The sequence below is a fragment of the Microcystis wesenbergii FACHB-1317 genome (assembly GCF_014696875.1).
Lineage (GTDB): Bacteria > Cyanobacteriota > Cyanobacteriia > Cyanobacteriales > Microcystaceae > Microcystis > Microcystis wesenbergii_A.
Map to the genome: position 1 here is coordinate 29796 of NZ_JACJQV010000211.1, position 25662 is coordinate 55457.

A 25662-nucleotide genomic window follows, 5' to 3' on the forward strand; every position below is an offset into this window, starting at 1 on the left:
GAAACTGATCTTAACCGAAGCCAAGACAAAAAGGGTGAGCAATGCCCACCCGAAAAAATTTTCAGAGAACCTTTCTGGTTTAGTAGGTTTCTACGTGCCAGCGATGTTCTTTTTTCAGTTGTTTCTGATAGACAGACCAATCAGCGCCATTTTTAGCAGCAGCACCACTGATAGCATCGTCGATACCATCTTCCATCCCTTTCAGTCCGCACATATAAGCGTGGGTTTTGGGACTTTGGAGTAGATTCCAGATTTCGTCAGCGTGTTCGGCTACCCGGTGTTGAATATACATTCTGCCGCCCTGGGGATTTTGCTGTTCCCGGCTGATGGCATAGGTGAGACGGAAGTTATCGGGGAATTCCGCCGCTATTTTCTCTAATTCTTCTTGGTAGAGAATATTGGCCGTTTTGGGAACTCCGAAAATCAACCAAGCTAGACCTTTGAATTTATAATCTTCGTGTTGTTCCTTGAACATCCGCCAGAGGAAAGCTCGGAAGGGAGCGATTCCCGTCCCGGTGGCCATCATAATGATAGTGGCATCTTCATCACCCGGTAGCAGCATTTCCTTACCCACGGGACCGGTGATGGCCACATCAGCACCCACCTCTATATTACAGAGATGGGTGGAACAAACCCCATAAACGGTTTCCTTGGTTTCTGGGTGTTGGTATTCCAACTGACGCACGCAGAGAGATACGGTTTTATCGTCTAATTTATCACCATGACGGGTGGAGGCGATCGAATAGAGTCTCAATTTATGAGGTTTGCCATTAGCATCGGTACCCGGGGGGATAATACCGATACTTTGCCCTTCTAAATAGCGTAAATCGCCCCCAGAAAGGTCAAAGGTGACGTGTTGTACGATGCCGATACCCCCCTCATCAACGAGAGCATAATTCTCGATACATTTGCCGATAAAGGGTTGATTCGGACGGTAGATATTGACGGGGATATCTGTTTTTTCTTTCGCTTGAGTCATGGCCTTTTTCTTGGTCTGTTCGGGGACGGGCGATGATTGAGCGATTGGCTGTGGTGTGGAGGCACTAGAAACAGTTGCTACGGGGGCAATCCCATTGAAGGGTTTGATGCTGACGATACGACCACCTAAACGGGTAATCCGACGCATTTCTTGATTCATGCGACTGTAGGGAACCGTGAAAAACACGCTTCCACTCTGACGGATTGAATAATCCAAGCTGTCAGTATTGTCGTTTTGATTGAGACCCGCCACTTCGTAAACAAATAAACGGTTTCCCGCTAGTGTACTCGGACTGTACATTAAATATAACTCCCAACTCAAGTCACGATAATCGTTCCATAGTTTAGCCTACCATCGGTACACTACACCTAGGCCTAATTGAGAGTTATCTTAAAAAAACCACAGACATCGCTTTTATCCTTTTGGATAGGATAGGTTAAGTCTCTGGTTAAAATCTGTCACATTTGCAGCATTTTACTTTTTATTAAGATTTATGTTACTTTTTCCCGTTTATGCTAAAAATCCCCCTGGTTGGCCTGATGAGGACAAGAGCGGGGGACAGATATTAGCGATAATTATTTTTTGACATCCTCGCCGCCCTAAAAGGGCGGCGATTCCTAAACCTCACGATTTAAGTTTCTGCTTCCACCACCGTCGCATACCACAGTTAAAAAACCATGTACTGTCTTACACAGAGTCCACAGACTTTCGCCCCATTTCAGAAGCCCGATTCCGTGTGTCCCACGGTACGTTGACCGCCTATAGCTTCTTGTACTTGTTGCGCGCGACTTTTTACTCGGCCAAGCTTTTCTGGTCGGAACCCCCTAAGCCGAGTTTTCAAGGTGCTGCGCCGTCCACTTGGTTTTCGAGACTGGCCTTTTAATTCTAACGTAAAGCCAACCTAGAACGGCGGGGTTTCAGACCCAAAATTTCCGATGAACTACTCGGCCGCAGCAGCGTTTAAGGGTTTAATGCTGACGATGCGAGCGCCTAAACGGGTAATCCGACGCATTTCTTGATTCATGCGGCTATAGGGAACGGTCAAAAAGACACTGCCACTCTTACGGATAGAATAATCTAGGTTATCAGTATTGTCATTTTGACTCAAACCGACGACTTCATAGACAAAAAGGCGATTTTCTTTGGCACTAGAGAGACTTTGCATCGAAATGGCTCCTACATTGATGTTATAGTTCTCTAGTTTAGCCTAGCAGGGAGACTAGCAATCTAGTTAGGGTTTGCGGCAAAAAGTTTCTCGTGGGGCCAGGGTGTGGGGTGTAGGGTGTAGGGTGTAGGGTTTTATTTTAAGGTACTTTTCCCCTGAATTTTCCCCCCGATCCCTCCAATGGCTGGCACTTTTTGATTTTCCAAAAGTCTAAACGTCTTAACCAACAAGGTTTTTAGATTTATTCAGCCAACCCTAGTTAATGGCCGATTTACGGTCGTTTATTGTACCATGACGCTCGCTCGCAATTGTCCACAGGCCGCATCGGCCGCTAAACCTCTGGAATAACGGACAGTAACGGCGACTTTTTCCTGTTCTAAAATAGTTTTAAAAGCCCTGATTCTCTTTTGATCAGGCCGTTGATAATCTACCTCTTGAATAGGATTATAGGGGATGAGATTGACGTGGGATTGAAAACCTTTCACCAGTTTGGCTAATTCCCCTGCGTGTTCGGGTAAATCATTAACTCCCGCTAAAAGAATGTATTCAAATGTCACCCTTCGTCCCGTGATTTGAACGTATTCCTGACAGTCTTGGATCAGATTAGTTAGGGGATAATGGTCGGCACTGGGGATTAATTTAGCTCGAACTTGTTGATTAGAAGCATGGAGACTAACGGCAAAAGTTATTTGCAAATTATGTGCCGCTAGTTGCTTGATTTTATGGGGCAATCCCACGGTAGAAATCGTTAAACAACGCTGACCGATACCCACATCTTGATTCAGGCAATGAATCCCTGTCACCACTTCGGGGATATTTAATAAAGGTTCCCCCATCCCCATAAACACCACATGACTAACTCGCTGCTGAAAATCCTCCTGTACTGTTAACACTTGGTCAACGATTTCATAAGCTTTTAAATTACGAGTAAAACCCCCTTTTCCCGTGGCACAAAAATCACAGGCCATGGGACAACCCACTTGGGAAGAAACACAGACCGTCAATCTTTTCTCACTAGGAATTCCCACCGCTTCGATAATTAAACCATCCGCCAGTTTTAGCAGATATTTACGAGTGCGATCGGGTGCTACACTGCGATAATGTATAAGGGAACGACCAATAGGATAATCCGCCAGCTTGCTGCGCCATTCTTGGGGGAATACGGAAATATCCGCCAAAGAATGCGCCCCTTTTTCGTATAGCCATTGGTGTAATTGTTTACCCCGATAAGCGGGTTGTCCCTGGTCTTTTACCCAGTCGGTCAGTTCCTCTAAAGATTTCGCTAGTAAAGTCATAAGTAGGTAGGCGTTAAAAATTATCAGACACCCCCGTTATCAAGGGTAGGGTTGATTCATGAATCAACCCTACCTTATTAAGGGGGGATTAAAGGCAAAATCCATTTTTAATTTAATTATAACCAGCTACTTAAACTGAGCCTAGGGACAAAAGTAAATCTAGTCTTAAGCTTGCTCTTTTTTACTTTTCATTTAACCTAACTGTTCAAAGGGAACTGTTAGCGCCATAATAATCGATGGACTTCGATCGAGAGCAGAAATTTTATGAGTTGCCGGCCAAACAAGCCAATATGGGGGAATAAGGAGCTATTCAGTTTTAAAAGCAATATTTAAGCGAAAATTTATGAAAATCGCTATTTTATCCCAAGATGCTTCTCTTTACTCGACCAAGCGACTGAAAGAAGCGGGAGAAGCCCAAGGTCATGAGGTACGAGTGATCAATTATTTGCGCTGTTACATGAACATCACCTCCCATAAACCCACGGTTGTTTATAACGGTAAACCCTTGGAGAGTTTCGATGCGATTATCCCCCGTATTGCCGCCTCAAAAACCTTCTATGGAACCGCAGTCGTCCGACAATTCGAGGTGATGAATGTTTTTACTGCCAACGACTCCCAGGCAATTTCTCGGTCGCGGGATAAATTGCGTTGTCTGCAAATCCTCGCTCGGGAAGGGATAGGTTTACCGGTGACGGGAATTGCTCACGCAACTCAAGATATCGATGGTTTAATCGAAACCGTCGGCGGCACCCCTCTAGTGATTAAATTATTAGAAGGAACCCAAGGTATTGGGGTAGTCCTAGCGGAAACCGACCAAGCAGCCAAGTCAGTTATTGAAGCTTTTCGGCAATTAGAGGCTAATATTCTAGTACAAGAGTATATTAAAGAGGCCAGTGGGGCAGATCTGCGCTGTTTTGTCATCGATGGAAAAGTGGTAGCCTCGATGAAACGACAGGGGGCCGAAGGGGATTTTCGTTCTAATCTTCACCGCGGTGGCAAAGCAGAAAAAATAAAATTAACCCCAGAGGAACGCAGTACAGCTATACGGGCCACTAAAGCCATGGGTTTAAGGGTTGCGGGTGTGGACTTATTGCGGTCCAATCACGGGCCTGTGGTTATTGAGGTCAATTCCTCTCCCGGTTTAGAAGGAATAGAAGCAGCCACTGGTGTGGATGTGGCCAAAAAAATTATTGATTTTGTCGCTAAAAATGCCACCCTAGTCCTAAATCGCGATCGATATCAATATTAGCTGTCAGCCTTGCATCAGTTATCAGTTATCAGTTATCAGTTATCAGTTATCAGTGGGTAAGTTATCAGTGGGTAAGTTATCAGTCAATAAGTAGTCGTGCAAAATTAATTTCCTAGTGAAGATAGGCAAGAGGCAATAGGCAAGGGGGGGTTAGATATGTGTAATTAATTTTGCTTAGGTACTTAGTATTAAGCGATAAGCTCGGAGCTGCCTTTTTACTGAAAAAAATCTCCCCACTTCCCCACTTCCCCACACCCCACACCCCCCCGATGTCGGGGGGGCAGGGGGGGGCACACCCTACACCCTACACCCCACACCCCTTAAACAGGATTTAGTATCAGTTATCAGTCAGCAAATACACGGACGCTATCGGGAATAATCGATAGTTTTACCTTTGTACCGATGTCTAATTGGGTGTTAATCGTTGTTCTAGCGTGGATTTGGCTGCCGGTAGCCGTTAGCAGACAATAACGGTATTCCCGCCCCAAAAATTGGCGATCGCAAATAACTAGCTCTCCCGTCTCATCCGGCTTAATTTTGACATCTTCCTCTCTCAGCATCAATTCCCCTTTGTCCAAATCTTGACCATCAGGGATTTCCCAGACTCCTATCTCGGTTTGCCATTGTTCCCCCTCCCGTCTAGCGGGGAGAAAGTTAGCTTGGGTGACAAACTCGGCCACAAATCGCGAGGCCGGATGACTATAAATTTCTTCGGGATTGTTAATTTGTTCTAATTTTCCTTGACAAATGACCCCAATTGTGTCGCTGATCACCATTGCTTCCTCCCGGTCGTGGGTAACAAAAATGGCCGAGATACCAGTCGCTTTCAGGATATGACGGATCTCGTGTCGTAAGCGTTGCCGTACCTGCACATCGAGATTACTTAAAGGTTCATCTAAGAGGATTAAAGAGGGTTTTGGGGCTAAAGCGCGGGCGAGGGCGACTCTTTGCTGTTGTCCTCCCGATAGCTGATGGGGATAACGTTTTTCTAGTCCTTGCAGTCCGACTAAATCTAAAGTTTCCGCCACCCTAGCGTTAATAGCTCTGCTCGATAATTTCTCCCCAGAATTTTTTAACCCGAAGGCGATATTTTCAGCGATAGTTAAATGGGGAAAAAGAGCGTAATCCTGAAAAACCATGCCCGTATTGCGTTTTTCTGGGGGAATAAAGGTTTTTTCGTCGGCAACTATTCGCCCTCCCAATTCAATCACTCCTTGAGATGGTTTTTCAAATCCCGCAATCATCCGCAGTAGAGTGGTTTTACCGCAACCCGACGGACCCAATAATCCGAGAATTTCGCCCTCTGTTAAACTAAAACTGATATTATCGACAGCTAGAGTAGGAGAAGCGGGAAAACGCTTGTTAACCTCGGATAAACGCAGAATGACAGACTTTTTCATGGTGAGAAAGACAATCGCCCAGTCAGTGCCAGGGCTATTTACTTAAGAATTATTCCTAATTAGTTCACTATTATTGTTTATAACATCTCACTGGACTAATTAGGAAACTTTCTCAAAAATTTCATGCTCACACCTGAAGATATTATTCTCGTTACCCGGGGGGCCGAGCATAGCTCAATCCGCCGAGGATTAAGGAAAATCGGCGATTTAGCCCCGCAAATTATCCCCATTAACCTTGGCGCTCCAGAATTCCTCGACAGTTCCCCAGTCTCTGGGCAATCTCTAGAATTTCTTAATAAGCTCACGGGAAAAATTGTGCTAATGGGATTAGCGGGCAGTCTTAGCGATCGCTATCGGGTCGGAGATGGGGTAATCTATCAAGGTTGTGGCACAGAAAAGGGGGATTATTGCCAGTGCGAGCCAGAAATAACCGCAGAAATCGCCCAATTAACCGGATATAGTCTCGTTAAAGGTTTAACCAGCGATCGCCTAATTAGCCAGTCCGAGGAAAAACGACGTTTAGGACAGGGGGGCTATGAGGTGGTAGATATGGAAGGCGCAAGGATTTTAGCGGCTTTACCGGGGCAAAAAGTGGCAATTGTGCGCGTGATTAGCGACGAAGTGACACAGGATTTACCCGATTTAGCCCCGGCAATTGATAATCAAGGTCAGCTGCTACCATTGCCCCTAGCTCGACAAATGTTAATCCGTCCCATCCCGGCCTTCCATTTGATTCAAGGTTCCCTAAAAGGTTTATCCGTACTAACTCAGGTGGCGCGAAAGTTATGCGGCAGTAATTTTTAAAAGTTGCTTGCAGATTATTTTTTTTCTGTGCTATAATGGTTAAGCTAAAATCAAGCGGATGTGGTGGAACTGGTAGACACGCACGTTTGAGGGGCGTGTGGCTTACGCCTTGCGAGTTCGAGTCTCGCCATCCGCATAAACTTTTATCTGCCCTCCGACGAGAATTGCCCTTGTCACCCATCAGTAGGGATGGATATTTGGCAATCAAAATTTACCGAGTCACCCTTTCAGGTGGCTTAGGTTTGACTAGGTTTAGTTAAGCGGTTGCGAGTAGCGATTTAGCCAAAGCACTAGGTCGTTTAATGCTGTAAAATCCAACAAAGCCTCAGCCAAGGACTCTAATTGCTCGATTTCTAAAGCCTGAATTCGGGCAGCCAACACCTCATCCACCGCACCAAAGCGACGTTGCAACAGACGCAAAATCAGGGCAGATTCCCCTTCCAGTCGTCCTTCCAGTCGTCCTTCCAGTCGTCCTTCTTCCTTGGCTTCACGATATACCCTTGTATCTGCCAATTGTAGTCCTAGCATCGCTTCCACCTCCTGCCGACTCAAGTTAGTAAATTTATAGACCATAATTGTGGCAATCATTTCTATTATGGCGCGACCTGCTTCTGGATCTGCAATTTGTTGTTGGGTTCGTGCCAGTAAATAGCGGGCTTTTTCTGGTGCTTGGGTTTCTTCCACAGTAGTGAGTACCATCAGGGCAACCCCTAGGGGTAACTGCTGAATTTCCCCTAATTCTTTCAGATAAACTCGATGCACCTGATTACAATTGAGGAACGCTCGGTAGGGATGGGTGTTACTTTGTTCTAGGTTACGAGTGGGATAGATGACAACAATTTGCCAATCGGTAAATCGTTCTCGCTGGCGATAAAAATACAAAAATGATTCGCCGAAAACCCGTTCATAGAGTCGTTCGTCTTTTTGAAATTGCACTTCGCAAAAATAGATCACCCCGCTACTATCATTATCGGGTGGCAGGAATACGCCATCGATCTCAAATTTGGGTTCTTTGACGGCTACGGAGTCAAAGCGGTATTCGGTGGCATTATCTGGTGGGTTTTCGAGTAAATCGAAGAGAAGGGAGGGGGATTGTTGGAAAAGCCGGTAAAATATCGAGTCTCGTTTCATGATGATCGGGATTGCACCATAGCTCTTCCCCGATCTTCCCATAAAACCCCCCAAAAAAAGAGAGAGGAAACCCGCACCTCCTCTCCTCTCCCTTGAGACATTATTTTCCAGCTTTGCGGACAGCACCCCTGATTTATTCTCCCCTTTGACTCTTGCATGAGTGCCTGAGTGCCTCTCCTAACCAAGAAATTAATCAGGTTGATGACATTCAAGAAAGCCTTGAGCCGAGTTTTGATGAAGTGCTTTGAGAAATCGCAGAAAAACAACGAAATCTAAAACCGTAATTTTCTGTTAGAATTGCAGTAATCAAACACCACGCTTGTAGGAGCTATGGTTAACCTCACCTATAACAAAAATCGCCCTCTTCCCAGCGCCGAAGAATTGCCCTCTTCCGATGAAACTCCAGTGGACAACCAGTTACAGAATGATCTTCCCAATCTGCTGCTAAATTTATTAGCCTTAATTTGGAACCGTCGAGATGATTGGTATTTTGGGGTAGATATGGCTGTTTATTATAATCCAGACGAATCAGCTTTTGTCCCCGATGGTTTCTTAGCAGTTGGAGTCAACCATGATACGGGAGAAAGAGGTCGGTTAAGCTATGTTTTGTGGGGGGAAAAATATATCTTGCCGATTTTGTTTTTAGAGGTAATTTCCGAGAAATATAACAGTGAGTATGAGGAGAAATTTCTCAATTACCAAAGCCTGGGGATTCTGTATTATGTAATCTACAATCCTTTCAGTGGCAGAAGAGGAAGATTTAAAAACCGACAAAGATTAGAAGTATATAAATTAATCTCAGGAAAATATCAACTTCTAGAGAGTGAGAATAATCGAGTTTGGTTGCCAGAAATTGGCTTGGCGCTGGGTTACGAGAAAGGAGAACATATTGCCTGGTATCGGGAATGGTTATACTGGTATGACCAGTCGGGAAATCGCTATCTAACGGCTGAGGAAAGAGCGATGAACGCTGAGGCGATCGCTGCTCAAGAACGGCAAATTGCCAATCAAGAGCGCTTGGCGAAACAAGAGGCGGAACAAAAAGCCATCCGGCTGGCTGAAAGGCTCAGAGCGCTTGGAATTAACCCCGATGAAATGTAGGATCTGACTTCTCCAAGGTATCAACAACAACCCGCATCACAAATCATCTTTTAACGATGCCATGAGTGCGTCGTGTTCCGCAGCTGTTATGCCAAGAGTTGCGGCCTCGTGCTGTAATTTTCTGGCAATAATAGATAAGCTGGGACAACCTACCATAAGGCGGACAATTTCATCATCCGGTATAAGTGCCAGTGCTTCCCTAATTTCTTTGGCTGTGCCTTGGATTACTGTTGCTTGTGTAGTCATGATTTTTGATCATTCTAGGGCTAATCCTAACATAATTCAGGACTTAGATGCTACCCATCAAAAAACCCCCCCAAAAAAAGAGAGAGGAAACCCGCGCCTCCTACCTCGTTCCCAGGTTCTACCTGGGAACGCTATTTTCAGGTTCTACCTGAAGAATAATATATTTAAATTAGGCAGAGCCTAAATATTTGGTTACAAGGTTCTACCTTGTAACCAGCGAAAACCCCCTCAACTGACTGAATGAAGGGGTGTTTGTGATATTTTGTGGGCAATTTAGCCAACTTTTGTGGTTTCTTTTTTGGCTGATTTGGATGGTTTTAGCTTGCGCTTGAGGGTTGAAGCTGCGCCAAGAGTCCCGATAGCAAACAGTCCAAGAAGAGAATTGGGTTCGGGAACAGAAACTTGTTTGGTGACGAAGTTCAGGGAATTGGCCATTAACAGTGCGCCATCGGTACTACTGACCCAGAAATCTGATCGAGCATCGCTTGATGGGGGATAAAAATTCAACCCAGCTATTTTGCCAGCAAATGTGGAGGTATTGACAGCGATTAGCGGTACCCCATTACTCCAGTCAGCCACTGCTACTGCGCCAGGGTTGAGAGATCCCACTGTATTGTAGAAACTCGATGACCCGCCATTGAAGCTGGTAACGCCTGCGAGGATCGGGTTCGATGGATCGTAAATTGTTCCTAATGTTAGATTTCCGGGTTGGTTCTGTCCTCCTGGTTGCCAAACATCGTAGTTTTGCGCCCTCCACCGACCACCAATGTCTATGAAAGTGCTCCAGAACGAAAAAGTCGCTTGGACTACTCCACCACCCGCATCGACGTAATCTGCTAATACATTACCGAAAGTGGTTGGATTAGCAAAAGATGTATCAGAAAAGAACAGTACGGCGTCATAAGCCTGTAATTGCGCGAGAGTTGGGGTAGAAGAGCCGACATTCAGTATATCTACGCTCCCAGAAATCAGGCCAGTTCCAACAATTTTTGCTTGAACGTCGTTGAGCCAACTCGCAGTTGTGGGAGCTCCGGCAATCAGAACGCTGGCCAAGGCGTGGCTAGTAGTGCCGAAGAAAACGGTTGATGCCACAATACCAACTGAGAGAGATTTTTGACTCAGCACCGCTAAAATTGGATTTTTCATTTTTAGAATTAAACACGAATAGGGCTTAAAGAGCAACATACACACTTACCCCCCCGCATTGTATCATAAAATACAATTTGATAAATCTTTACATTCTTCTAGGGCTGGGAGCATACCATTTTCGCCAATTGCCTTTCACAGAAGGGAAGGCTTCTCCTGAAACTGGCCGCGTGGCTAAACAAGAGGCTGAACAAAGAGCCACACGCCTTGCTGATTGGAATTAACCCCGATGAATTGCTAAAATGATTGAGAATATTTTGGATCAAAGGGATGAGCGAACCGATAACGATTGAAGATATTTACCAATTATTCCGCACTTCTACTGAAGAGTTCGATCGCCGTTTAAGAGAAAGCGATCGCCGTGCAGAGGAAGCAAAGTTAGAAAGCGATCGCCGTGCAGAGGAAGCAAAGTTAGAAAGCGATCGCCATCGGGCTGAAATAGAACGCCTCCTCACCCAATCCAAATTAGCAAGCGATCGCACCATAGCAGAACTTAAGCGTACAGTAGATAGCCTAACTACACGATGGGGGCGCTTCGTCGAAGAATTAGTAGCACCTGCGGTTTTGCGACTCTTTCAGGAAAAAGGCATTGATATTAAAGAACTTTACCCTCGCGCTCAGGTCAAACGCCAAGGTATTGCCATGGAAATTGATATTCTTGCGGTTGATGAGCGGGATGTCGTTTTAGTGGAATGTAAATCGAGATTATCTCAAGATGATGTCGATGAATTTATCGAAAAATTGACCCGCTTTAAAATTGCCTTTCCTCATTACAAAAACTATCAAGCTTACGGTGCAGTTGCCGGTATTGAAATTAACAAAGGCGTAGATCGCTATGCTTATAAAAAAGGCTTATTTGTGATTAAACCTTCTGGGGATACCGTAGTGATTATCAATGATGCCGACTTTCAGCCAAATACTTGGTAATTTTGCTTAATCCTTGTCCGCCTCGTCCCATCTCGAACGGCTAAATGTAGTCGTGCTAGGTCTCAAAAAACCAAAAAAAGAGAGAGGAAACCTGTATTCTAGAAAACGGGTTTCTTTGAGAAACCCGTTTTCTTAAGTGTCAGGACTGAGGAAAGACCATACAAAAGCCGAGTTGTTTTATTTTCATGAAAAGAAAAGGGTTAATGGTAGATGATTTGAGTGCCTGACATTTATATTTGGGTTAAGGGATAGGGCAACCCAAAACAATGACAAGCAAACAGAACATTAGAGAGCATACACACTCCCCCCCCCGCGTTGTATCATAAAGTACAATTTATAAATCTTTACATTCTTCTCCTCCAGGACTGATGCCCCTTGTATAGTGGTAGAGTGTAAGCCCTTTTTTCGAGAGGATTTGCCCCTCACCGGAACCCCAAGAGAGCCATCTGATCACTGATAAACTGTTGACTATCTAAATTACCCGTTAAGACTGCATTAGAGGTAAATATTTCATGAGCCAAACGATCACACCTTCTTCCTTAAAAGCTAGTTTAGCCCCCAATCCCACTAGAGCAGCAACGGTGGACGATGGGGGAAATGTGCTAGGGGAATTTCTGCAAGAAACTCTGGCCATGACTAAACGTCTGTTCATCCAATTACAACGTCGTCCTTCAACCCTAATCGCGGGGGTAATTCAGCCCTTTATGTGGCTGATTTTATTTGGAGCATTGTTTTATAATGCCCCCCAGGGACTATTCGGCAACGATCTCAGTTATGCTAAATTTCTCGCCCCCGGGGTGATTGTCTTTACCGCTTTTTCTGGGGCCTTAAATGCCGGTTTGCCGGTAATGTTCGATCGAGAATTTGGCTTCCTTAACCGTCTCTTGGTGGCACCTTTAACCACTCGTTACTCGATCGTGGCCGCTTCTACCATCTATATTATCGCCCTCAGTTTCATCCAAACCGCCTCGATCGTGGCTGCTAGTGCCTTTTTAGGGGCAGGATTGCCCAGTTTAGCCGGATTAGGTGCGATCGCTTTGATTGTTTTCCTAATAGTTTTGGGTATGACTGCCTTAAGTCTCAGTTTAACCTTTGCTCTCCCCGGACATATCGAATTAATCGCCGTCATTTTCGTCACCAATTTACCGCTTTTATTTGCCAGTACCGCCCTCGCTCCCTTAAACTTTATGGCAGATTGGTTACAAGTAATCGCTAGTCTCAACCCTCTTACCTATGCGATCGAACCGATCCGTTATATTTATTTCAATCAGCACTGGTCTTTTGATAGCATAGTCTTACAAACCCCTTGGCTTGACCTCAATTTCTTGACAGTTTTAGCCCTGCTCTTAGCTTTTGATCTGCTAATCCTTTTAGCAATTCAGCCCTTACTTCGTCGTCGTTTTGCTTAAATCAGTTATCAGTCATCAGTTATCAGTTATCAGTTATTAGTTATTAGTTATCAGTTTACTGATAACTGAAAAGCTGGTAACTTTCTCACAACCAAAAACAAGATAATTTTCTGAGGAGTTAGTTAGATTATGAATACTCAAAAAATGTTGATCAAATCGTCTTTATTCCTAGCTACTATTTTCTTAGTCGGGGCTGATTTTAATTCGCAAGTGTTAGCTCAAAGCTTGAACCCCAGTCAACCGGATTATCAAAAAAATGAACGTAGTTCCGATGGCAGGGATAGTCTCGGTGGTTTTAATCCTTTAGACTTGATTCATAATAGTAATTTTCGCCGTAGCCGGGACGGATCGGAATTTCAGGAAGACACCCTCAATAATATCAACGAAGCGGCCGAGGAGTTTAAACGCAAGCAAAGGGAACAAATAGAAAATCTGCAAAATCCTGCCCCAGAAACCAAATAAAACTCCTTTTTTGAGTAGTTAGACACAATTAATTGCACATATCTAACTACCTCTTGCCTATTGCCTATACTAAGCAAGAAGTTGATTTTGTTCAATGTTCTAGTATATATGATCGCTGAGTGCAGATGATCTTAGAAAGACTAATGACCGAAGATCATTGGGGGGGTTTATCTTACACGAATTTATATTAAACTTAGGATTGGTTTATTGAATTATCGTCTTATTAAAACTGTGGAAGTAATGGAAATCGGGCAAAAAGTCAAGGTCTGTCGCTTAAGAGACCGCGTTAACTCGGACGTAGCGGGTAAATTGGGTAAAGTGGGTGTCATCAAAAACTTTAAGATGACCGATGGCAGCGGTGTTGGTGCTGTTGTCCAGTTCGATGATAAGACCGCTACTTGGTTTTTTGAGGATGAACTCAAACTCATCTAAATACAATGCTTAGGAATTAATTATGTCCTTAATTTTGACCTTTTTGGGCAAGGGGGGCAGCGGTCGCAGTACAATAGCGATCGCTTCGGCAAGAAAAATGGCTGGTCTGGGGTCAAAAGTTCTCTTGATCGGGCAAGATTCTGGTCCCGCTTGGGGATTACTCCTCAAGGCCTCCCCTAGCTCCTCCATTACCGAAATTGCCCCTAATCTCTCGGTTATCCAGCTTAGTAGTACTCAATTACTAGAAAAAAGTTGGGAAGAAGTCAAGGAATTAGAAAAGCAGTATTTGCGTTCTCCCACCTTGAAAAATGTTTATGGTCAAGAGTTGGGCATTTTACCCGGAATGGATCAAGCTCTAGCTTTAAATTTCCTGCGGGAACAGGATAAAAGCGGAAATTACGATGTCATCATCTACGACGGCAGCGGAGATATCAACAGTCTGCGAATGTTAGGGATTCCAGAGGTGGGCAGCTGGTATTCACGGCGTTTTCGGCAGGTTTTCAGCGATTCTGAGATTGGTCGCACCCTTTCTCCCTTTTTCCAACCAATCGCCGCCGCCGTGCTGAATTTCTCCTTTAATCCCCAAGATTTAGGGCAGAAGGGCGATAATAACATCCTAGACGAGGGGCGCTCCGCTTTAGCTAATCCTCGGCGAGTTTTAGCCTATCTAGTCACCAATGATGATCCAATTGCGATCGCAGATGCCAAATATCTTTGGGGTGCGGCGCAGCAAATCGGTTTAAATGTGGGGGGAGTGATTTTTAATCGCTGCCAGAGTGCTACAGAGGATTTTGCACCGCTGCCGGCTGCGATTTTACCCGACCGTCAAGGAGAAGATTGGCAGGAGTTAATCGCCGAGTTACCCAATTTTCTCACGGTGCAGCCGCCCAAACCGTTAATAATCGATACGGCAGCCGCTCAGGTCAAGGTTTATTTACCCGGATTCGAGAAAAAACAGGTAAAACTGACGCAATCGGGTCCAGAATTAACCATCGAAGCCGGGGATCAACGGCGTAATATTGATGTACCACCGCCTCTGACCGGACGAGCGGTAAAAGGGGCAAAATTCCAAGACGGTTACTTAATTATTTCTTTTTAAGGGATTATGTCAAACACCGAGATAGAAAACAAGGACGATCGAGCGGCCAAAACTCGCCAATTATTGGGCATGAAAGGGGCCTCATCGGCAGAAACTTCCCTCTGGAAAATCCGCTTACAATTGATGAAGCCGATTACTTGGATTCCCCTAATTTGGGGGGTTGTCTGTGGGGCAGCTTCATCGGGTAATTATACTTGGTCTTTAGAAGATGTCTTAAAAGCGGCCACCTGTATGTTACTTTCCGGTCCGTTGATGACTGGTTATACCCAAACTTTAAATGATTTTTACGATCGAGAAATCGATGCAATTAATGAACCCTATCGCCCAATTCCTTCAGGGGCAATTTCTATTCCCCAAGTAGTCGGCCAGATTTTGGTTTTATTAGCAGCTGGGTTAGGAATATCTTATCTTCTTGATCGCTGGGCCGGTCATGATTTCCCGATCATGCTCTGTTTAACCCTATTTGGTTCTTTTATCGCCTATATTTATTCAGCGCCACCTTTAAAATTAAAACAAAATGGTTGGCTGGGAAATTATGCCCTCGGTGCTAGTTATATAGCATTACCTTGGTGGGCAGGTCACGCCCTTTTTGGTCAGTTAAATGGGACAATTATGATCCTAACCCTCATCTATAGTCTAGCGGGGTTAGGCATTGCTGTAGTTAACGACTTTAAAAGTGTGGAGGGTGACGAAAAATTAGGCTTAAAATCCTTGCCAGTTATGTTTGGAATTACCACTGCGGCTTGGATTTGCGTGATTATGATCGATGTTTTTCAAGCGGGAATTGCGGGCTATCTGATTAGTATTCATCAGAATCTTTATGCCGCTATCTTACTGTTATTAATTATCCCTCAGATCACTTTCCAAGATATGTATTTTCTGCGGGATCCGCTCAAAAATGATGTCAAATATCAAGCCAGCGCTCAGCCTTTTCTAGTGTTAGGAATGTTGGTGACAGGTTTGGCTTTAGGTCAGGGGATACTCTGAAGATTGTAATTAATAAAAACTGGAAATATCCAGTTTATGGGACATAATCGCCTTGCATTGGGCTTCTGTTTACGGTAACTTGATCCGTCAAGAGGGGAGAAAATAGATTTTGAGTTCGATCCCCCCCTCGGTACCGATCCCCCCTTAATCCCCCCTTGATAAGGGGGGCATCTGACAATTTTTAACACCTGACTACTTAGCTCGATCCCTAGTCTTTTCGTTACAATCAAGAGGGAATCGATGCCGGGGAAAAAATTTACCTTTTTTTCTTCCCTCCGATTCGCCATTCTTGACGAACTAATCAAGAATAGTTTCTGTTTAACAAGATTGATTGAGACAAGTATCTCGAACCTAGTCACCATGAGTAATACCAGTAACTTTCGTCAAGCTTTACGCGAGGCTAAAAGCCAAGCACTTATCGGCCCCAATGTTATCCCCAAGGCCCTACCCTATCTCGGTGGCGGTCTAATTTTAACTGCGGTGGGAACCTATGGCGGTTTAGGTGTGATCCAATCCTATCCCCAGATTTTCTTCCCGACTTTCTTTGTCGCTCTGATTGCCGAGATTATTTTATTTTTTGTCGCCCGTAATACTGCGGAAAGAGGCAATACAGGCACTGCTCTGCCCCTGCTGACTCTCTATAGTCTTCTTTCTGGCTATACTCTCAGTGGAATCGTCTATGTGGCCCTAGGTACTTCCGGTGTTGGTTTGCGAGGAGTGGCAATTGCTGCCCTCGGTTGCGGCATCGCTTTTGTCTTGGGACGCAATATTGGCTCGAATCTGTCGGAAAAAGACGGTTTAGCACTGACTCAAACCGTTAGCATCGGTATTCTCGCTCTCTTTATTGTTCTCATTGGTCAGCTAATTTTCTCTATCTTTGGTGGCGCTACTCCCACCTGGTTAGAAATCGCTATTTCTGGCATCGGGGTTTTCTTGTTTGCTGGCTCCGCAGTGGTGGACTTTTACATCTTGCCCCGTACCTACAGAGATGAACAGTATCTCAGTGCTGCTTTATCGATGTATTTGACCTATATCAACCTATTTATCTTTATTCTGCGCCTTTTAATCGCTCTTAACGGTCGGGATTAGGGCAAATAGAGAGGAGTTAGAAATTAGTTACCACCTAAGTTCTAACTCCGCTAGAATAGTAAAGAAATGTAAACGGACTGTAAAGATCATGACTGAACCGCAACCGACTCAAACCCCCAAATTAGAAGACCCCAAATTTGGCTTTAATGACTATGCCGAGCGCCTCAACGGTAGAGCCGCTATGATTGGTTTTGTGATCACCCTGTTGATCGAGTATCTCACTGGCCAAGGTCTGCTATCTTGGTTAGGGTTACAGTAGTTTTTTAGGCTTTTTTAGGCATTCTAGGGGAAATAGAGCCTTGAGTGTTAGTTAACGCATACAAGCTTGATGATTTTCCCCATAGAATCCTTGCAGGACAGAATCACCTCGCTGTTGCGGTGTGCCGTGGGAGCGATTAGGAGCCTCAAAATCGCCCACTTCCGATGCCGCTTCCGCTAGAAGTTTTCCTGCTATTATATAATCCTGTTTGGATAAACCTCTCGCTTCGGTAAATAACCAGGAAAGGGTATCTCCCGCTAGACAATCGGCCTGTAATTCAATGCCGATGCTCATTCCGCCTTCATCAATGCCACCGATACCCCGATTCCACTGAACAGCGTGAGCAGCCTCGTGAGCGACAGCGTAAAGGGGAAATAGAGGATTATCACTAATGCGAGTAACTTGCTGGAGATTGACGTAGATTGTATTATCTACAGTGCAGAAAGCCGCTAGGGAAATTACCCCGCAGGGAGTGGTTATCGGGCCATTGCTTAACAAATACTTAAAATTGATCTGGTGTAATTGAGCCGTATATTCAATTACCGCTTCTAGGGCATCCGTAATATCGTCTGCTTGCGCTCTCTGGGCTAGAGGGGATAAAATCAAGAGGGAACCACAGGAAACAGCAGATATCAGGGATAATAACCGTTTACGGCCAGAGTTAGGTTTCATGATACTAACAAAGTCGGGAGTGAGGAAGAAGTTTAATTGATCTGAATTAGCCTAGCGCTACGATCAAAATTCTAAAGGCTATATCTAAGACTTCCAGAGAAAATACAGAATTTACGCGACTTTTGATCGAAGTTTACAGAATTTGTCGTCAAGATTGAGGAAATTAATTTGGCACGACCACTGATTGTGTTGAAAATCTGCTCGTCAGTCAGGCAAAAAGCTCCCCATCAGGTCATTTCCCCATCTCCCCACCCCGAACATTCCTTACACTTGTACTACAAGTCTATCCCCATTTCTCGCAAACGAGCCGCCAGCCGTTGAGAACGCTGTCTTTCCGCTTCCAGAGCTTGCTGAGTAGCATTTAATTGCTCCTGTGCCGCAGCCGCTTGCTCCTGTGCCGCAGCCGCTTGCTCCTGTGCCGCAGCCGCTTGCTCCTGTGCTGCAGCCGCTTGCTCCTGTGCCGCGGCCGCTTGCTCCTGGGCCGCTTCTTCTGGCAAGGGGATTAAATTGCCTTCTGGGTCATAAAATCTGGCCCAAATTGCCGTTTCTCGGTCAATAGTACCCTCCCAAGTTCCCAACCAATAGCCTAAGGTTTCGCACCATAACCAGCCGCGCTCGTTTCGTTCTAAAGAATGGTAGCGTTGGTCAGACCCTAAATGCCATCCTTGTAAAGAATTGGCATCAAAAGGATCGTAGATGAAATAATCTGGCGTGCGGAAGGTTCCCTCATAAATTGCCTTTTTTCGCACTTTATCGGTTCTCGCAGTACTAGGAGAGGTTAATTCCACGATAACATCAGGATAACGTCCCTCTTCTTCCCAAATTACCCAACCCTGTCGCTCTCTGCTGCCATCGACATTAAGAACAGCAAAGAAATCTGGCCCGCGAAAATCGCGATTTTTCGCCTGTTCGCGGCTGAAATAAATAAACATATTGCCACCCGTGTAGAAGTCGTCTCGTTCGCCGTAACCCTGGTGTAGGGAGCGAATCAGGACATTCATGGCAATGCGGTGTCGGTTGCTTTCCAAGGGTTCACCATCATCAAAAATTAAGTCTGTGGGGGGTGGGGGGGGTTCCCAGAAGTCCTCGAAATCTTCTTCTATCAGTGCCGGAGAGGTGGCAGTTTCGTCGCTTTTGGCAATCGTCATTTTTTCGGCCTCTCTAGGTGGGAGTATCCATATTTTTGACTCTCGATCGATTCTATGATAACTTCATTGCCAACTTGATCATCTTTGCTCAAAAATATTGATGAATAAGCAAAAATTTTTTAACTCGCTGCAGTCTTATGAGCGGTGTTTGCACCGAAGCGCCGGGGCTTGAGATAATCAGATAGCTATCATCTCAAAAACTATCACCATGACGATCAATCCGCAACAACTCATCGAACTAGCTCTCAAATCGGGAGCGGTGGCAGCCGAAGTTTATCAATCTTCCTCCCTTTCCCATCCCGTTTTTTTTGAGGCTAATCGTCTCAAACAGCTAGAAAGTTCTGAATCCGTGGGAACTGCCTTAAGATTATGGCGCGAGGGTTGTCCGGGGTTAGCGGTGGGTTATGGTGATGTGGAACCGGAAATTTTAGTAGAAACAGCGTTAAATTTATCCTATCTCAATGCCCCCGAAGAAATCGAATTTTCGGCACCACGACGGGCAATTTATGACCCGATTGGGCAAGATGTGGCGGTAGAATCTTTAATCGAGATGGGTAATCAAATGATTGGCCAAATTCGCCAAGTTTACCCTGAGGTTATTTGTAGTGGTGAATGGGAATGTGAACGGGAAATCACCCGTTTAGTTAATTCTCAGGGTTTATATTGTCAATATACCGATACAGCTTTGAGTTATTATCTGGGGATTGAATGGGTGCGGGGGGAGGATTTTCTCGCAGTTTATGATGGGGAATATACTCGCAGTACACCTCATCCCGAAACGGTAATTAAACAGTTATTGCAGCGACTACAATGGGCAGCCAATAATGTGGATAGTCCCACGGGAAAATTACCAATTTTATTGACGGCTAATGCAGTTACCCTGTTATGGGGTACGGTGGAGATGGCTTTAAATGGTAAACAGATCTTAGAAAAATCCTCGCCCTGGAGTGATAAAATCGGTCAATTGGTGATGTCGGAAAAGTTGACTTTATCCCAACAACCGGAGCGAGAACCCTATAGTTGTCCCTTTGATGATGAGGGAACTCCTACCAAATTTTTATCTTTAATTGAGGGAGGTAGAGTTAAAGAATTCTATAGCGATCGTACCACGGCCAGATTATTAAAAACTCCTCCGACAGGAAACGGTTTTCGTCCTAGTTTAGGGGTTTATCCTATGCCAGATTTAGTTAATCTAATCGTGGCACCGGGAGAGGGAACTTTAGAGGATTTAATCTCGCAAATAGACGAAGGCCTAGTTATTGACCAAATTTTAGGTCATGGGGCCGATATTTCGGGCGATTTTTCTGTCAATATCGATCTGGGTTATCGCATAGAAAAGGGCAAAATCACCGGACGAGTTAAAGATACAATGGTGACGGGAAATGTTTATACAGCTTTGCAGAATTTAATCGCTTTGGGAGCCGATAATCAATGGAATGGCTCCTGTTATACTCCCTCGCTAATCGTTGATAGTTTATCGGTGGTGGGGTAAAAATGTTATCAGTTATCAGTTATCAGTTATCAGATGTGAGTTTTCAGTTCACTGTTCACTTTTCACTGAAATTAACTCAGCCTACTTTTTGGGGTTAATTTTTTGGGGCTTTATTTGACCTGAAAAGAGGGGGTTCGCAGGCAGGCACGGATTCCCATTCTATAAGAAATTATCCGTCAAGTCGTGGGGTTTTGTCAAGCTTTTTGGGAAAAAAAATTTAACCGATACTCAAGGGGAGAAAATTGTCGGCAGCTTCTTAAGGCAAGAGGTAACAGGTAGTTAGATATGTGTAATTAACCGCGTCTAGCTACTTATCTGTTCACTGATTACTGAAACTAACTCCCCCTACTTTTTGGGGTTAATTTTTTGGCGTTGTCAAATTGAAAGATGCTCCGAATCAGCACCGGAACTGAAATTACTAGGTGTAGGGCTAATTCCGGAATTAGCCCTACAATAGGCGTTGTCAAATTGAAAGATGCTCCTAATCAGCACCGGAACTGAAATTAACTCAGCCTACTTTTTGGGGTTAATTTTTTGGGGCTTTATTTGACCTGAAAAGAGGTGGTTCGCAGGCAGGCACGGATTCCCATTCTATAAGAAATTATCCGTCAAGTCGTGGGGTTTTGTCAAGCTTTTTGGGAAAAAAAATTTAACCGATACTCAAGGGGAGAAAATTGTCGGCAGCTTCTTAAGGCAAGAGGTAACAGGTAGTTAGATATGTGTAATTAACCGCGTCTAGCTACTTATCTGTTCACTGATTACTGAAACTAACTCCCCCTACTTTTTGGGGTTAATTTTTTGGCGTTGTCAAATTGAAAGATGCTCCGAATCAGCACCGGAACTGAAATTACTAGGTGTAGGGCTAATTCCGGAATTAGCCCTACAATAGGCGTTGTCAAATTGAAAGATGCTCCGAATCAGCACCGGAACTGAAATTATTCTGATCTGACAATGCCTAATTTTTTGGGGCTTTATTTGACCTGAAAAAAGGGGGTTCGCAGGCAGGCACGGATTCCCATTATATAAGAAATTATCTGTCAAGTCGTGGGGTTTTGTCAAGCTTTTTTGGGAAAAAAAATTAACCGACACTCAAGGGGAGAAAATTAACCAAAGAGATATTATTTAATCCCCCCTGTGAGTCGGTATTTTTCAGCCCGGGATTAACGCTTTAGTTGTCGAGGCACCAAGGCGATTTAATTGCCGATTAATTTGCCATCCGAGGAGGGTTAAACCCAACCACTGACTGAAGATTGCTAAAGCGAAAGAGGGAAGTGTAGCGTATTTAGTAGCGGCAATGGGAAGAAAAGTAAAAAACCATAACAGCGGAGATTGACTGGGATCAACTCGCAAGACAGCGAAACAGAGAAAGGGGAAAATAATCAAAATGCCGATGCTAGTGGCTGCCAGCAAAGCGCGTTTATTTGTGCTGGCTAATATCAATAATTGGGCGATAGCGGCATAGACTAAAATCATGTTCATTGCCAAGAGAAACCCGGCTGCAGTGGCTAGTTTATATTGATGGAGAGGGGCGATAAAAATAGCGGGAAGAATGAATAAAATGGCAATGGCGACGTTAACAGCCATGGCTAGGGTAGAAGGACTTTTTTCGCCAAAGATTAAAGCTTTCCCCAGACTAATGCCCGTTTTTCCTTGCAGATGACGATAACGCGCCCAATCTTGGAGAGTTTGACGGGGGGGAGTGAGGGCAAAAAGGATTAACAAGCCAAAAATTGCCACAAAAACGCTAAGAATCGCAAAATTATCGAAAAGATAGCTCGGTTCCAGCGTTTGGAAGACAAAACCTAGGCTAATAGCGCTAAAACAGCCCATCATCCAGTAACTTTGGGGTTTACTAACAAGAGTAGCGAGGGGATTATGGAAGCGACGCTGGAGAATTCTGGTTAAACCGTAGGTGCAGAGGGAAAAATTGAGCAAAATTAAGCTAATACCCATTATAACCGATTGCCAGAGAGATTGACCGTACCAACGCAGCCCGAAGATTTGTGAGATTCCTAGATAGCGTACCGCATCGGGGGGGAGAAAGGTAGATTTAACTAGATAGGGGAGGACAAAACTAGGATTAAAGAGAATTAACCAATCAAAGGGGGTACGGGAACCGCCATAGCCCGATAAAGTAACAATAGTGCTATAAAACACAAAGATTAAGACTGCAGCACTGCCTAACCAGGGTTGAAATCCCCCTAACCATGGCGTGGCTAAAGCGAAACTCAGGGCGGCATGATAGAAAAAGGCACAACTAGCGATCAGAACCCCGTAGAAGGCTAAAATTAACGACAAGGGAATACCTGCTAATAAACCCGCCCCCAAGTGAAAGGGTAAAGCGAGAAGACAGACGAGATAGAGGAGAATGGGAACCCCGAAAATTTTGCCGATAAAAATCGTTCTGGCGGGTTGGGGACTCAGACGGATAAAATTAAGTGTACCCCGGCGTTCTTCCCCGGAAAGATCGGCGATTAATTGATAGGTTCCCACCACTAAAAGAGCGAAAATGCCGGTAATGCTCAGAAAAGTGAAGATATCCAACCACCATAACCGGGAGATAATCATCCATTGACCATTTAGGTCTTGGATGCAGTATTTAATCCCACTATAGGGCTCATAATCGTTGTTATGAGGGGGATTAGCGGTACAGTAACGACTAAATCCCGCCGCTACTGGCAAGAGATTTTGATAGTATAAATAAACTAATAATTGACCAACTAGGGAGATGACTGAGGCGATCGAGATATTTTTCGGGGTTAATCTTCCTTGCCATTCTCGCATAATTTGCGGGTTGGTTTCCGTAAGGCGATCGATTATTGTCGCTATCATATTTTTGTCCTCTCTACAGCCGTTATCAGGAGCTAATCCTAGATTAACCCGGCAACTTCTCGATCGGTTCGGGGAGGAAGAAATCCATCGAGATGCAGCTAAGTAGCTGGTTATAATTAAATTAAAAAGGGATTTTAGGTTCGATCCCCCCTGCCCCCCTTGATAAGGGGGGTGTCTGATAATTTTTAACGCCTACCTACTTAAAATCTGAGTTCGGGAATCAAAAGAGGAAAAGTGCCAGACCAGTGAGCTTCTGTTTTACACTAGAATTTGGCCGCCTGAATCTAGATCTATGCCCACTCTGACCCTCAATTTTCCCCTGACTGCCGTTGTCGGCCAAGAAGCGATTAAATTAGCCCTACTCTTAGCCGCCGTGGATCCCGCCCTGGGGGGTGTGGTAATTGCCGGTCGTCGGGGAACCGCCAAATCAGTCATGGCGCGAGCGATACATTCCCTACTGCCACCGATCGAAATTATCGCAGGTAATGTCTTTAATTGTGATCCCAACAATGCCGACGAATGGGACGATCGCACTAAAGAAGAATATAGCAGTGGAGAAGTCCCCACGGAAGTTATCCGGGCCCCTTTCGTGCAGATTCCCCTAGGAGTCACCGAGGATCGTTTATTGGGTTCCGTCGATGTGGAAGAATCGGTGAAACAGGGGGAACCAGTCTTTCAACCCGGTTTATTAGCCAGCGCCCATCGGGGAATTCTCTACGTCGATGAAATTAATCTACTCGATGACCAAATTGCTAACCAATTACTCACAGTTTTAAGCGAAGGACGTAACCAAATCGAACGGGAAGGCATCAGTTTTCAACATCCCTGTAAACCAATCCTGATCGCTACTTATAACCCAGAAGAAGGGGATTTACGAACCCATTTATTAGATAGAATTGCCATTGCTCTTTCCGCCGATGGTGTCCTTAGTTTAGACCAACGAGTCACCGCCGTCAATCAGGCGATCGAGTATGCTGTGTCTCCCAGCGCTTTTATCGCCCAATATGCCCAAGAAATCGATGATCTAAAAACCGAAATTATTCTGGCGAGGGAATGGTTAAAAGAGGTAAAAATTAAACCCGAACAAATTAGTTATCTAGTGGAGGAAGCGGTGCGCGGTAAGGTAGAAGGTCATCGCGCCGAGATTTTTGCCGTGAGAGTAGCCAAGGCCGCCGCTGCTTTAGAAGGTCGGGATTTAGTCAGTGCCGATGACTTAAAAAGGGCCGTCGAATTAGTTATTGTACCTCGATCGCTGATTACGCCACCACCCCCGGAACAGGAACAACAGCCACCACCACCACCGCCACCACCGGAACCGCCCCAAGACGAAAACCAGCAGGAACAGGAAGAAAAAGAGGAGGAGAAAGAGGAAGAAAAAGAGCCGGAACAGCCGGATAATTTGCCGGAAGAATTTGTTTTCGACCCGGAAGGGGTTTTACTGGATCCCAGTGTGTTGTATTTTGCCCAGATGGCCCAGCGTCAGGGAAAATCGGGGGCGCGTAACCTGATTTTCTCGGAAGATAGGGGACGTTATATTAAGCCGATGTTACCCCGGGGCAAGGTAAAAAGAGTCGCCGTCGATGCCACTCTCCGGGCGGCCGCCCCCTATCAAAAAGCCCGTCGCTTAAGGAATCCCGAACGTCATGTGATTATAGAAGAAGGGGATCTGCGCTCAAAACGGCTGGCCCGCAAGGCCGGTTCTTTAATTGTCTTTGTCGTCGATGCCTCCGGTTCCATGGCCCTGAATCGGATGCAGTCGGCTAAAGGTGCGGTCATGCGTCTGTTAACGGAAGCTTACGAAAATCGCGACCAGATTGCCCTGATTCCTTTCCGGGGTGAGCGAGCAGATGTACTATTGCCACCAACCAAATCGATTACCCTAGCGAAAAAACGTCTAGAAACCCTGCCCTGTGGCGGCGGTTCCCCCTTAGCCCACGGTTTAACCCAAGCGGTTCATGTGGGGATGAATGCCCGTTTATCGGGGGATATCGGTCAAGTGGTGGTGGTGGCGATTACCGACGGTAGAAGTAATATTCCTTTGGCGAAATCTTTAGGCGAACCGATTCCGGAGGGGGAAAAACCCGATATTAAGGCAGAACTGCTCGATATTGCCGCTAAAATTCGCTCTTTAGGCATTAAACTGCTGGTTATCGATACGGAGAAAAAATTCGTCTCCACCGGTTTTGCCAAAGAATTAGCCCTAAAAGCCGGGGGTAAATATTATCATCTACCCCGGGCTACGGAACAAGCGATCGCATCTATGGCGCGAGGGGCAATTGCGGGACTGTAGCTGGGGTTTGCGGCAAAAAGTTTTTCCCGGGGGCAGGGTGTGGGGTGT

23 protein-coding genes and 1 tRNA gene are annotated in these 25662 nt (G+C 45.1%); 14 read left to right on the forward strand and 10 right to left on the reverse strand.

What is annotated here, in order from left to right:
• Nucleotides 1-79 precede the first annotated feature (79 nt).
• The 3 genes from petH to rlmN form a co-directional block, all read right to left on the reverse strand.
• Complete coding sequence (gene petH / locus H6F92_RS22425; RefSeq protein WP_002791386.1) at nucleotides 80-1279, reverse strand: ferredoxin--NADP reductase; 1200 nt, start codon at nucleotides 1277-1279, stop codon at nucleotides 80-82.
• A 640-nt stretch (nucleotides 1280-1919) separates the two neighbouring features.
• Complete coding sequence (locus H6F92_RS22430) at nucleotides 1920-2144, reverse strand: phycobilisome linker polypeptide (protein WP_002732223.1); 225 nt, start codon at nucleotides 2142-2144, stop codon at nucleotides 1920-1922.
• 281 nt (nucleotides 2145-2425) lie between these two features.
• Complete coding sequence (gene rlmN, locus H6F92_RS22435) at nucleotides 2426-3439, reverse strand: dual-specificity RNA methyltransferase RlmN (RefSeq protein ID WP_190359547.1); 1014 nt, start codon at nucleotides 3437-3439, stop codon at nucleotides 2426-2428.
• 343 nt (nucleotides 3440-3782) lie between these two features.
• Here rlmN and rimK point away from each other — a divergent pair, with 343 nt between their 5' ends.
• A complete protein-coding gene (gene rimK, locus H6F92_RS22440) occupies nucleotides 3783-4688 on the forward strand; it encodes a 30S ribosomal protein S6--L-glutamate ligase (RefSeq protein WP_002776181.1) in 906 nt (301 codons plus the stop codon).
• Between the two features lie 344 nt (nucleotides 4689-5032).
• Here the strand turns inward: rimK and H6F92_RS22445 are convergent, their stop codons facing one another.
• Nucleotides 5033-6088, reverse strand: a complete 1056-nt coding sequence (locus H6F92_RS22445; protein ID WP_190359548.1) for an ABC transporter ATP-binding protein — start codon at nucleotides 6086-6088, stop codon at nucleotides 5033-5035.
• Between the two features lie 123 nt (nucleotides 6089-6211).
• On the opposite strand from H6F92_RS22445, the gene H6F92_RS22450 reads away from it, so the two are divergent.
• Together H6F92_RS22450 and H6F92_RS22455 are read left to right on the forward strand one after the other, a co-directional pair.
• Nucleotides 6212-6892: a nucleoside phosphorylase-I family protein gene (locus H6F92_RS22450; RefSeq protein WP_190359549.1), complete on the forward strand. Its 681-nt coding sequence runs from the start codon at nucleotides 6212-6214 to the stop codon at nucleotides 6890-6892.
• Between the two features lie 54 nt (nucleotides 6893-6946).
• A tRNA-Leu gene (locus tag H6F92_RS22455) sits at nucleotides 6947-7028 on the forward strand.
• A 116-nt stretch (nucleotides 7029-7144) separates the two neighbouring features.
• Here H6F92_RS22455 and H6F92_RS22460 read toward each other — a convergent pair.
• Nucleotides 7145-8023, reverse strand: coding sequence for an Rpn family recombination-promoting nuclease/putative transposase (locus H6F92_RS22460; protein ID WP_190359550.1), 879 nt, complete (start codon nucleotides 8021-8023; stop codon nucleotides 7145-7147).
• A 330-nt stretch (nucleotides 8024-8353) separates the two neighbouring features.
• On the opposite strand from H6F92_RS22460, the gene H6F92_RS22465 reads away from it, so the two are divergent.
• Complete coding sequence (locus H6F92_RS22465) at nucleotides 8354-9124, forward strand: Uma2 family endonuclease (protein ID WP_190359551.1); 771 nt, start codon at nucleotides 8354-8356, stop codon at nucleotides 9122-9124.
• Nucleotides 9125-9160: 36 nt separating this feature from the next.
• Here the strand turns inward: H6F92_RS22465 and H6F92_RS22470 are convergent, their stop codons facing one another.
• Together H6F92_RS22470 and H6F92_RS22475 are read right to left on the reverse strand one after the other, a co-directional pair.
• Nucleotides 9161-9370, reverse strand: coding sequence for a hypothetical protein (locus H6F92_RS22470; RefSeq protein WP_190359552.1), 210 nt, complete (start codon nucleotides 9368-9370; stop codon nucleotides 9161-9163).
• 273 nt (nucleotides 9371-9643) lie between these two features.
• A complete protein-coding gene (locus H6F92_RS22475; RefSeq protein WP_242030240.1) occupies nucleotides 9644-10516 on the reverse strand; it encodes a PEP-CTERM sorting domain-containing protein in 873 nt (290 codons plus the stop codon).
• Between the two features lie 270 nt (nucleotides 10517-10786).
• Here H6F92_RS22475 and H6F92_RS22480 point away from each other — a divergent pair, with 270 nt between their 5' ends.
• From H6F92_RS22480 to H6F92_RS22515, 8 genes are all read left to right on the forward strand, one after another.
• Nucleotides 10787-11443, forward strand: coding sequence for a DUF3782 domain-containing protein (locus H6F92_RS22480; protein ID WP_190359554.1), 657 nt, complete (start codon nucleotides 10787-10789; stop codon nucleotides 11441-11443).
• 512 nt (nucleotides 11444-11955) lie between these two features.
• Entirely contained in the window at nucleotides 11956-12852 is an 897-nt protein-coding gene (locus H6F92_RS22485) for an ABC transporter permease (protein WP_046661061.1), read from the forward strand.
• A 129-nt stretch (nucleotides 12853-12981) separates the two neighbouring features.
• Nucleotides 12982-13314: a hypothetical protein gene (locus tag H6F92_RS22490; RefSeq protein ID WP_190359555.1), complete on the forward strand. Its 333-nt coding sequence runs from the start codon at nucleotides 12982-12984 to the stop codon at nucleotides 13312-13314.
• A 240-nt stretch (nucleotides 13315-13554) separates the two neighbouring features.
• Nucleotides 13555-13746, forward strand: a complete 192-nt coding sequence (gene petP / locus H6F92_RS22495) for a cytochrome b6f subunit PetP (RefSeq protein ID WP_002742483.1) — start codon at nucleotides 13555-13557, stop codon at nucleotides 13744-13746.
• A gap of 22 nt (nucleotides 13747-13768) precedes the next feature.
• Complete coding sequence (locus H6F92_RS22500) at nucleotides 13769-14845, forward strand: Get3/ArsA fold putative tail anchor-mediating ATPase NosAFP (protein WP_190359556.1); 1077 nt, start codon at nucleotides 13769-13771, stop codon at nucleotides 14843-14845.
• Nucleotides 14846-14851: 6 nt separating this feature from the next.
• Nucleotides 14852-15832 (forward strand): chlorophyll synthase ChlG, encoded by a 981-nt coding sequence (chlG, locus tag H6F92_RS22505; RefSeq protein ID WP_190359557.1) that lies wholly within the window; start codon nucleotides 14852-14854, stop codon nucleotides 15830-15832.
• Nucleotides 15833-16192: 360 nt separating this feature from the next.
• Entirely contained in the window at nucleotides 16193-16921 is a 729-nt protein-coding gene (locus H6F92_RS22510; RefSeq protein ID WP_043999493.1) for a Bax inhibitor-1/YccA family protein, read from the forward strand.
• A gap of 88 nt (nucleotides 16922-17009) precedes the next feature.
• A complete protein-coding gene (locus H6F92_RS22515) occupies nucleotides 17010-17180 on the forward strand; it encodes a high light inducible protein (RefSeq protein WP_002742489.1) in 171 nt (56 codons plus the stop codon).
• A 51-nt stretch (nucleotides 17181-17231) separates the two neighbouring features.
• Here the strand turns inward: H6F92_RS22515 and H6F92_RS22520 are convergent, their stop codons facing one another.
• Together H6F92_RS22520 and H6F92_RS22525 are read right to left on the reverse strand one after the other, a co-directional pair.
• Nucleotides 17232-17852, reverse strand: a complete 621-nt coding sequence (locus H6F92_RS22520) for a metalloprotease (RefSeq protein WP_190359558.1) — start codon at nucleotides 17850-17852, stop codon at nucleotides 17232-17234.
• A 275-nt stretch (nucleotides 17853-18127) separates the two neighbouring features.
• Nucleotides 18128-19000 (reverse strand): Uma2 family endonuclease, encoded by an 873-nt coding sequence (locus tag H6F92_RS22525; protein ID WP_190359559.1) that lies wholly within the window; start codon nucleotides 18998-19000, stop codon nucleotides 18128-18130.
• Nucleotides 19001-19208: 208 nt separating this feature from the next.
• Between H6F92_RS22525 and H6F92_RS22530 the strand changes: the two genes are divergently transcribed.
• Nucleotides 19209-20492: a TldD/PmbA family protein gene (locus H6F92_RS22530; RefSeq protein WP_190359560.1), complete on the forward strand. Its 1284-nt coding sequence runs from the start codon at nucleotides 19209-19211 to the stop codon at nucleotides 20490-20492.
• A 1149-nt stretch (nucleotides 20493-21641) separates the two neighbouring features.
• Here the strand turns inward: H6F92_RS22530 and H6F92_RS22535 are convergent.
• Nucleotides 21642-23324, reverse strand: a complete 1683-nt coding sequence (locus H6F92_RS22535; protein ID WP_190359561.1) for a hypothetical protein — start codon at nucleotides 23322-23324, stop codon at nucleotides 21642-21644.
• 292 nt (nucleotides 23325-23616) lie between these two features.
• Here H6F92_RS22535 and bchD point away from each other — a divergent pair, with 292 nt between their 5' ends.
• The gene (gene bchD, locus H6F92_RS22540; RefSeq protein WP_190359562.1) at nucleotides 23617-25614 is read left to right on the forward strand and encodes a magnesium chelatase ATPase subunit D; all 1998 of its coding nucleotides are present in this window, start codon (nucleotides 23617-23619) and stop codon (nucleotides 25612-25614) included.
• The last annotated feature ends 48 nt before the right edge of the window (nucleotides 25615-25662 follow it).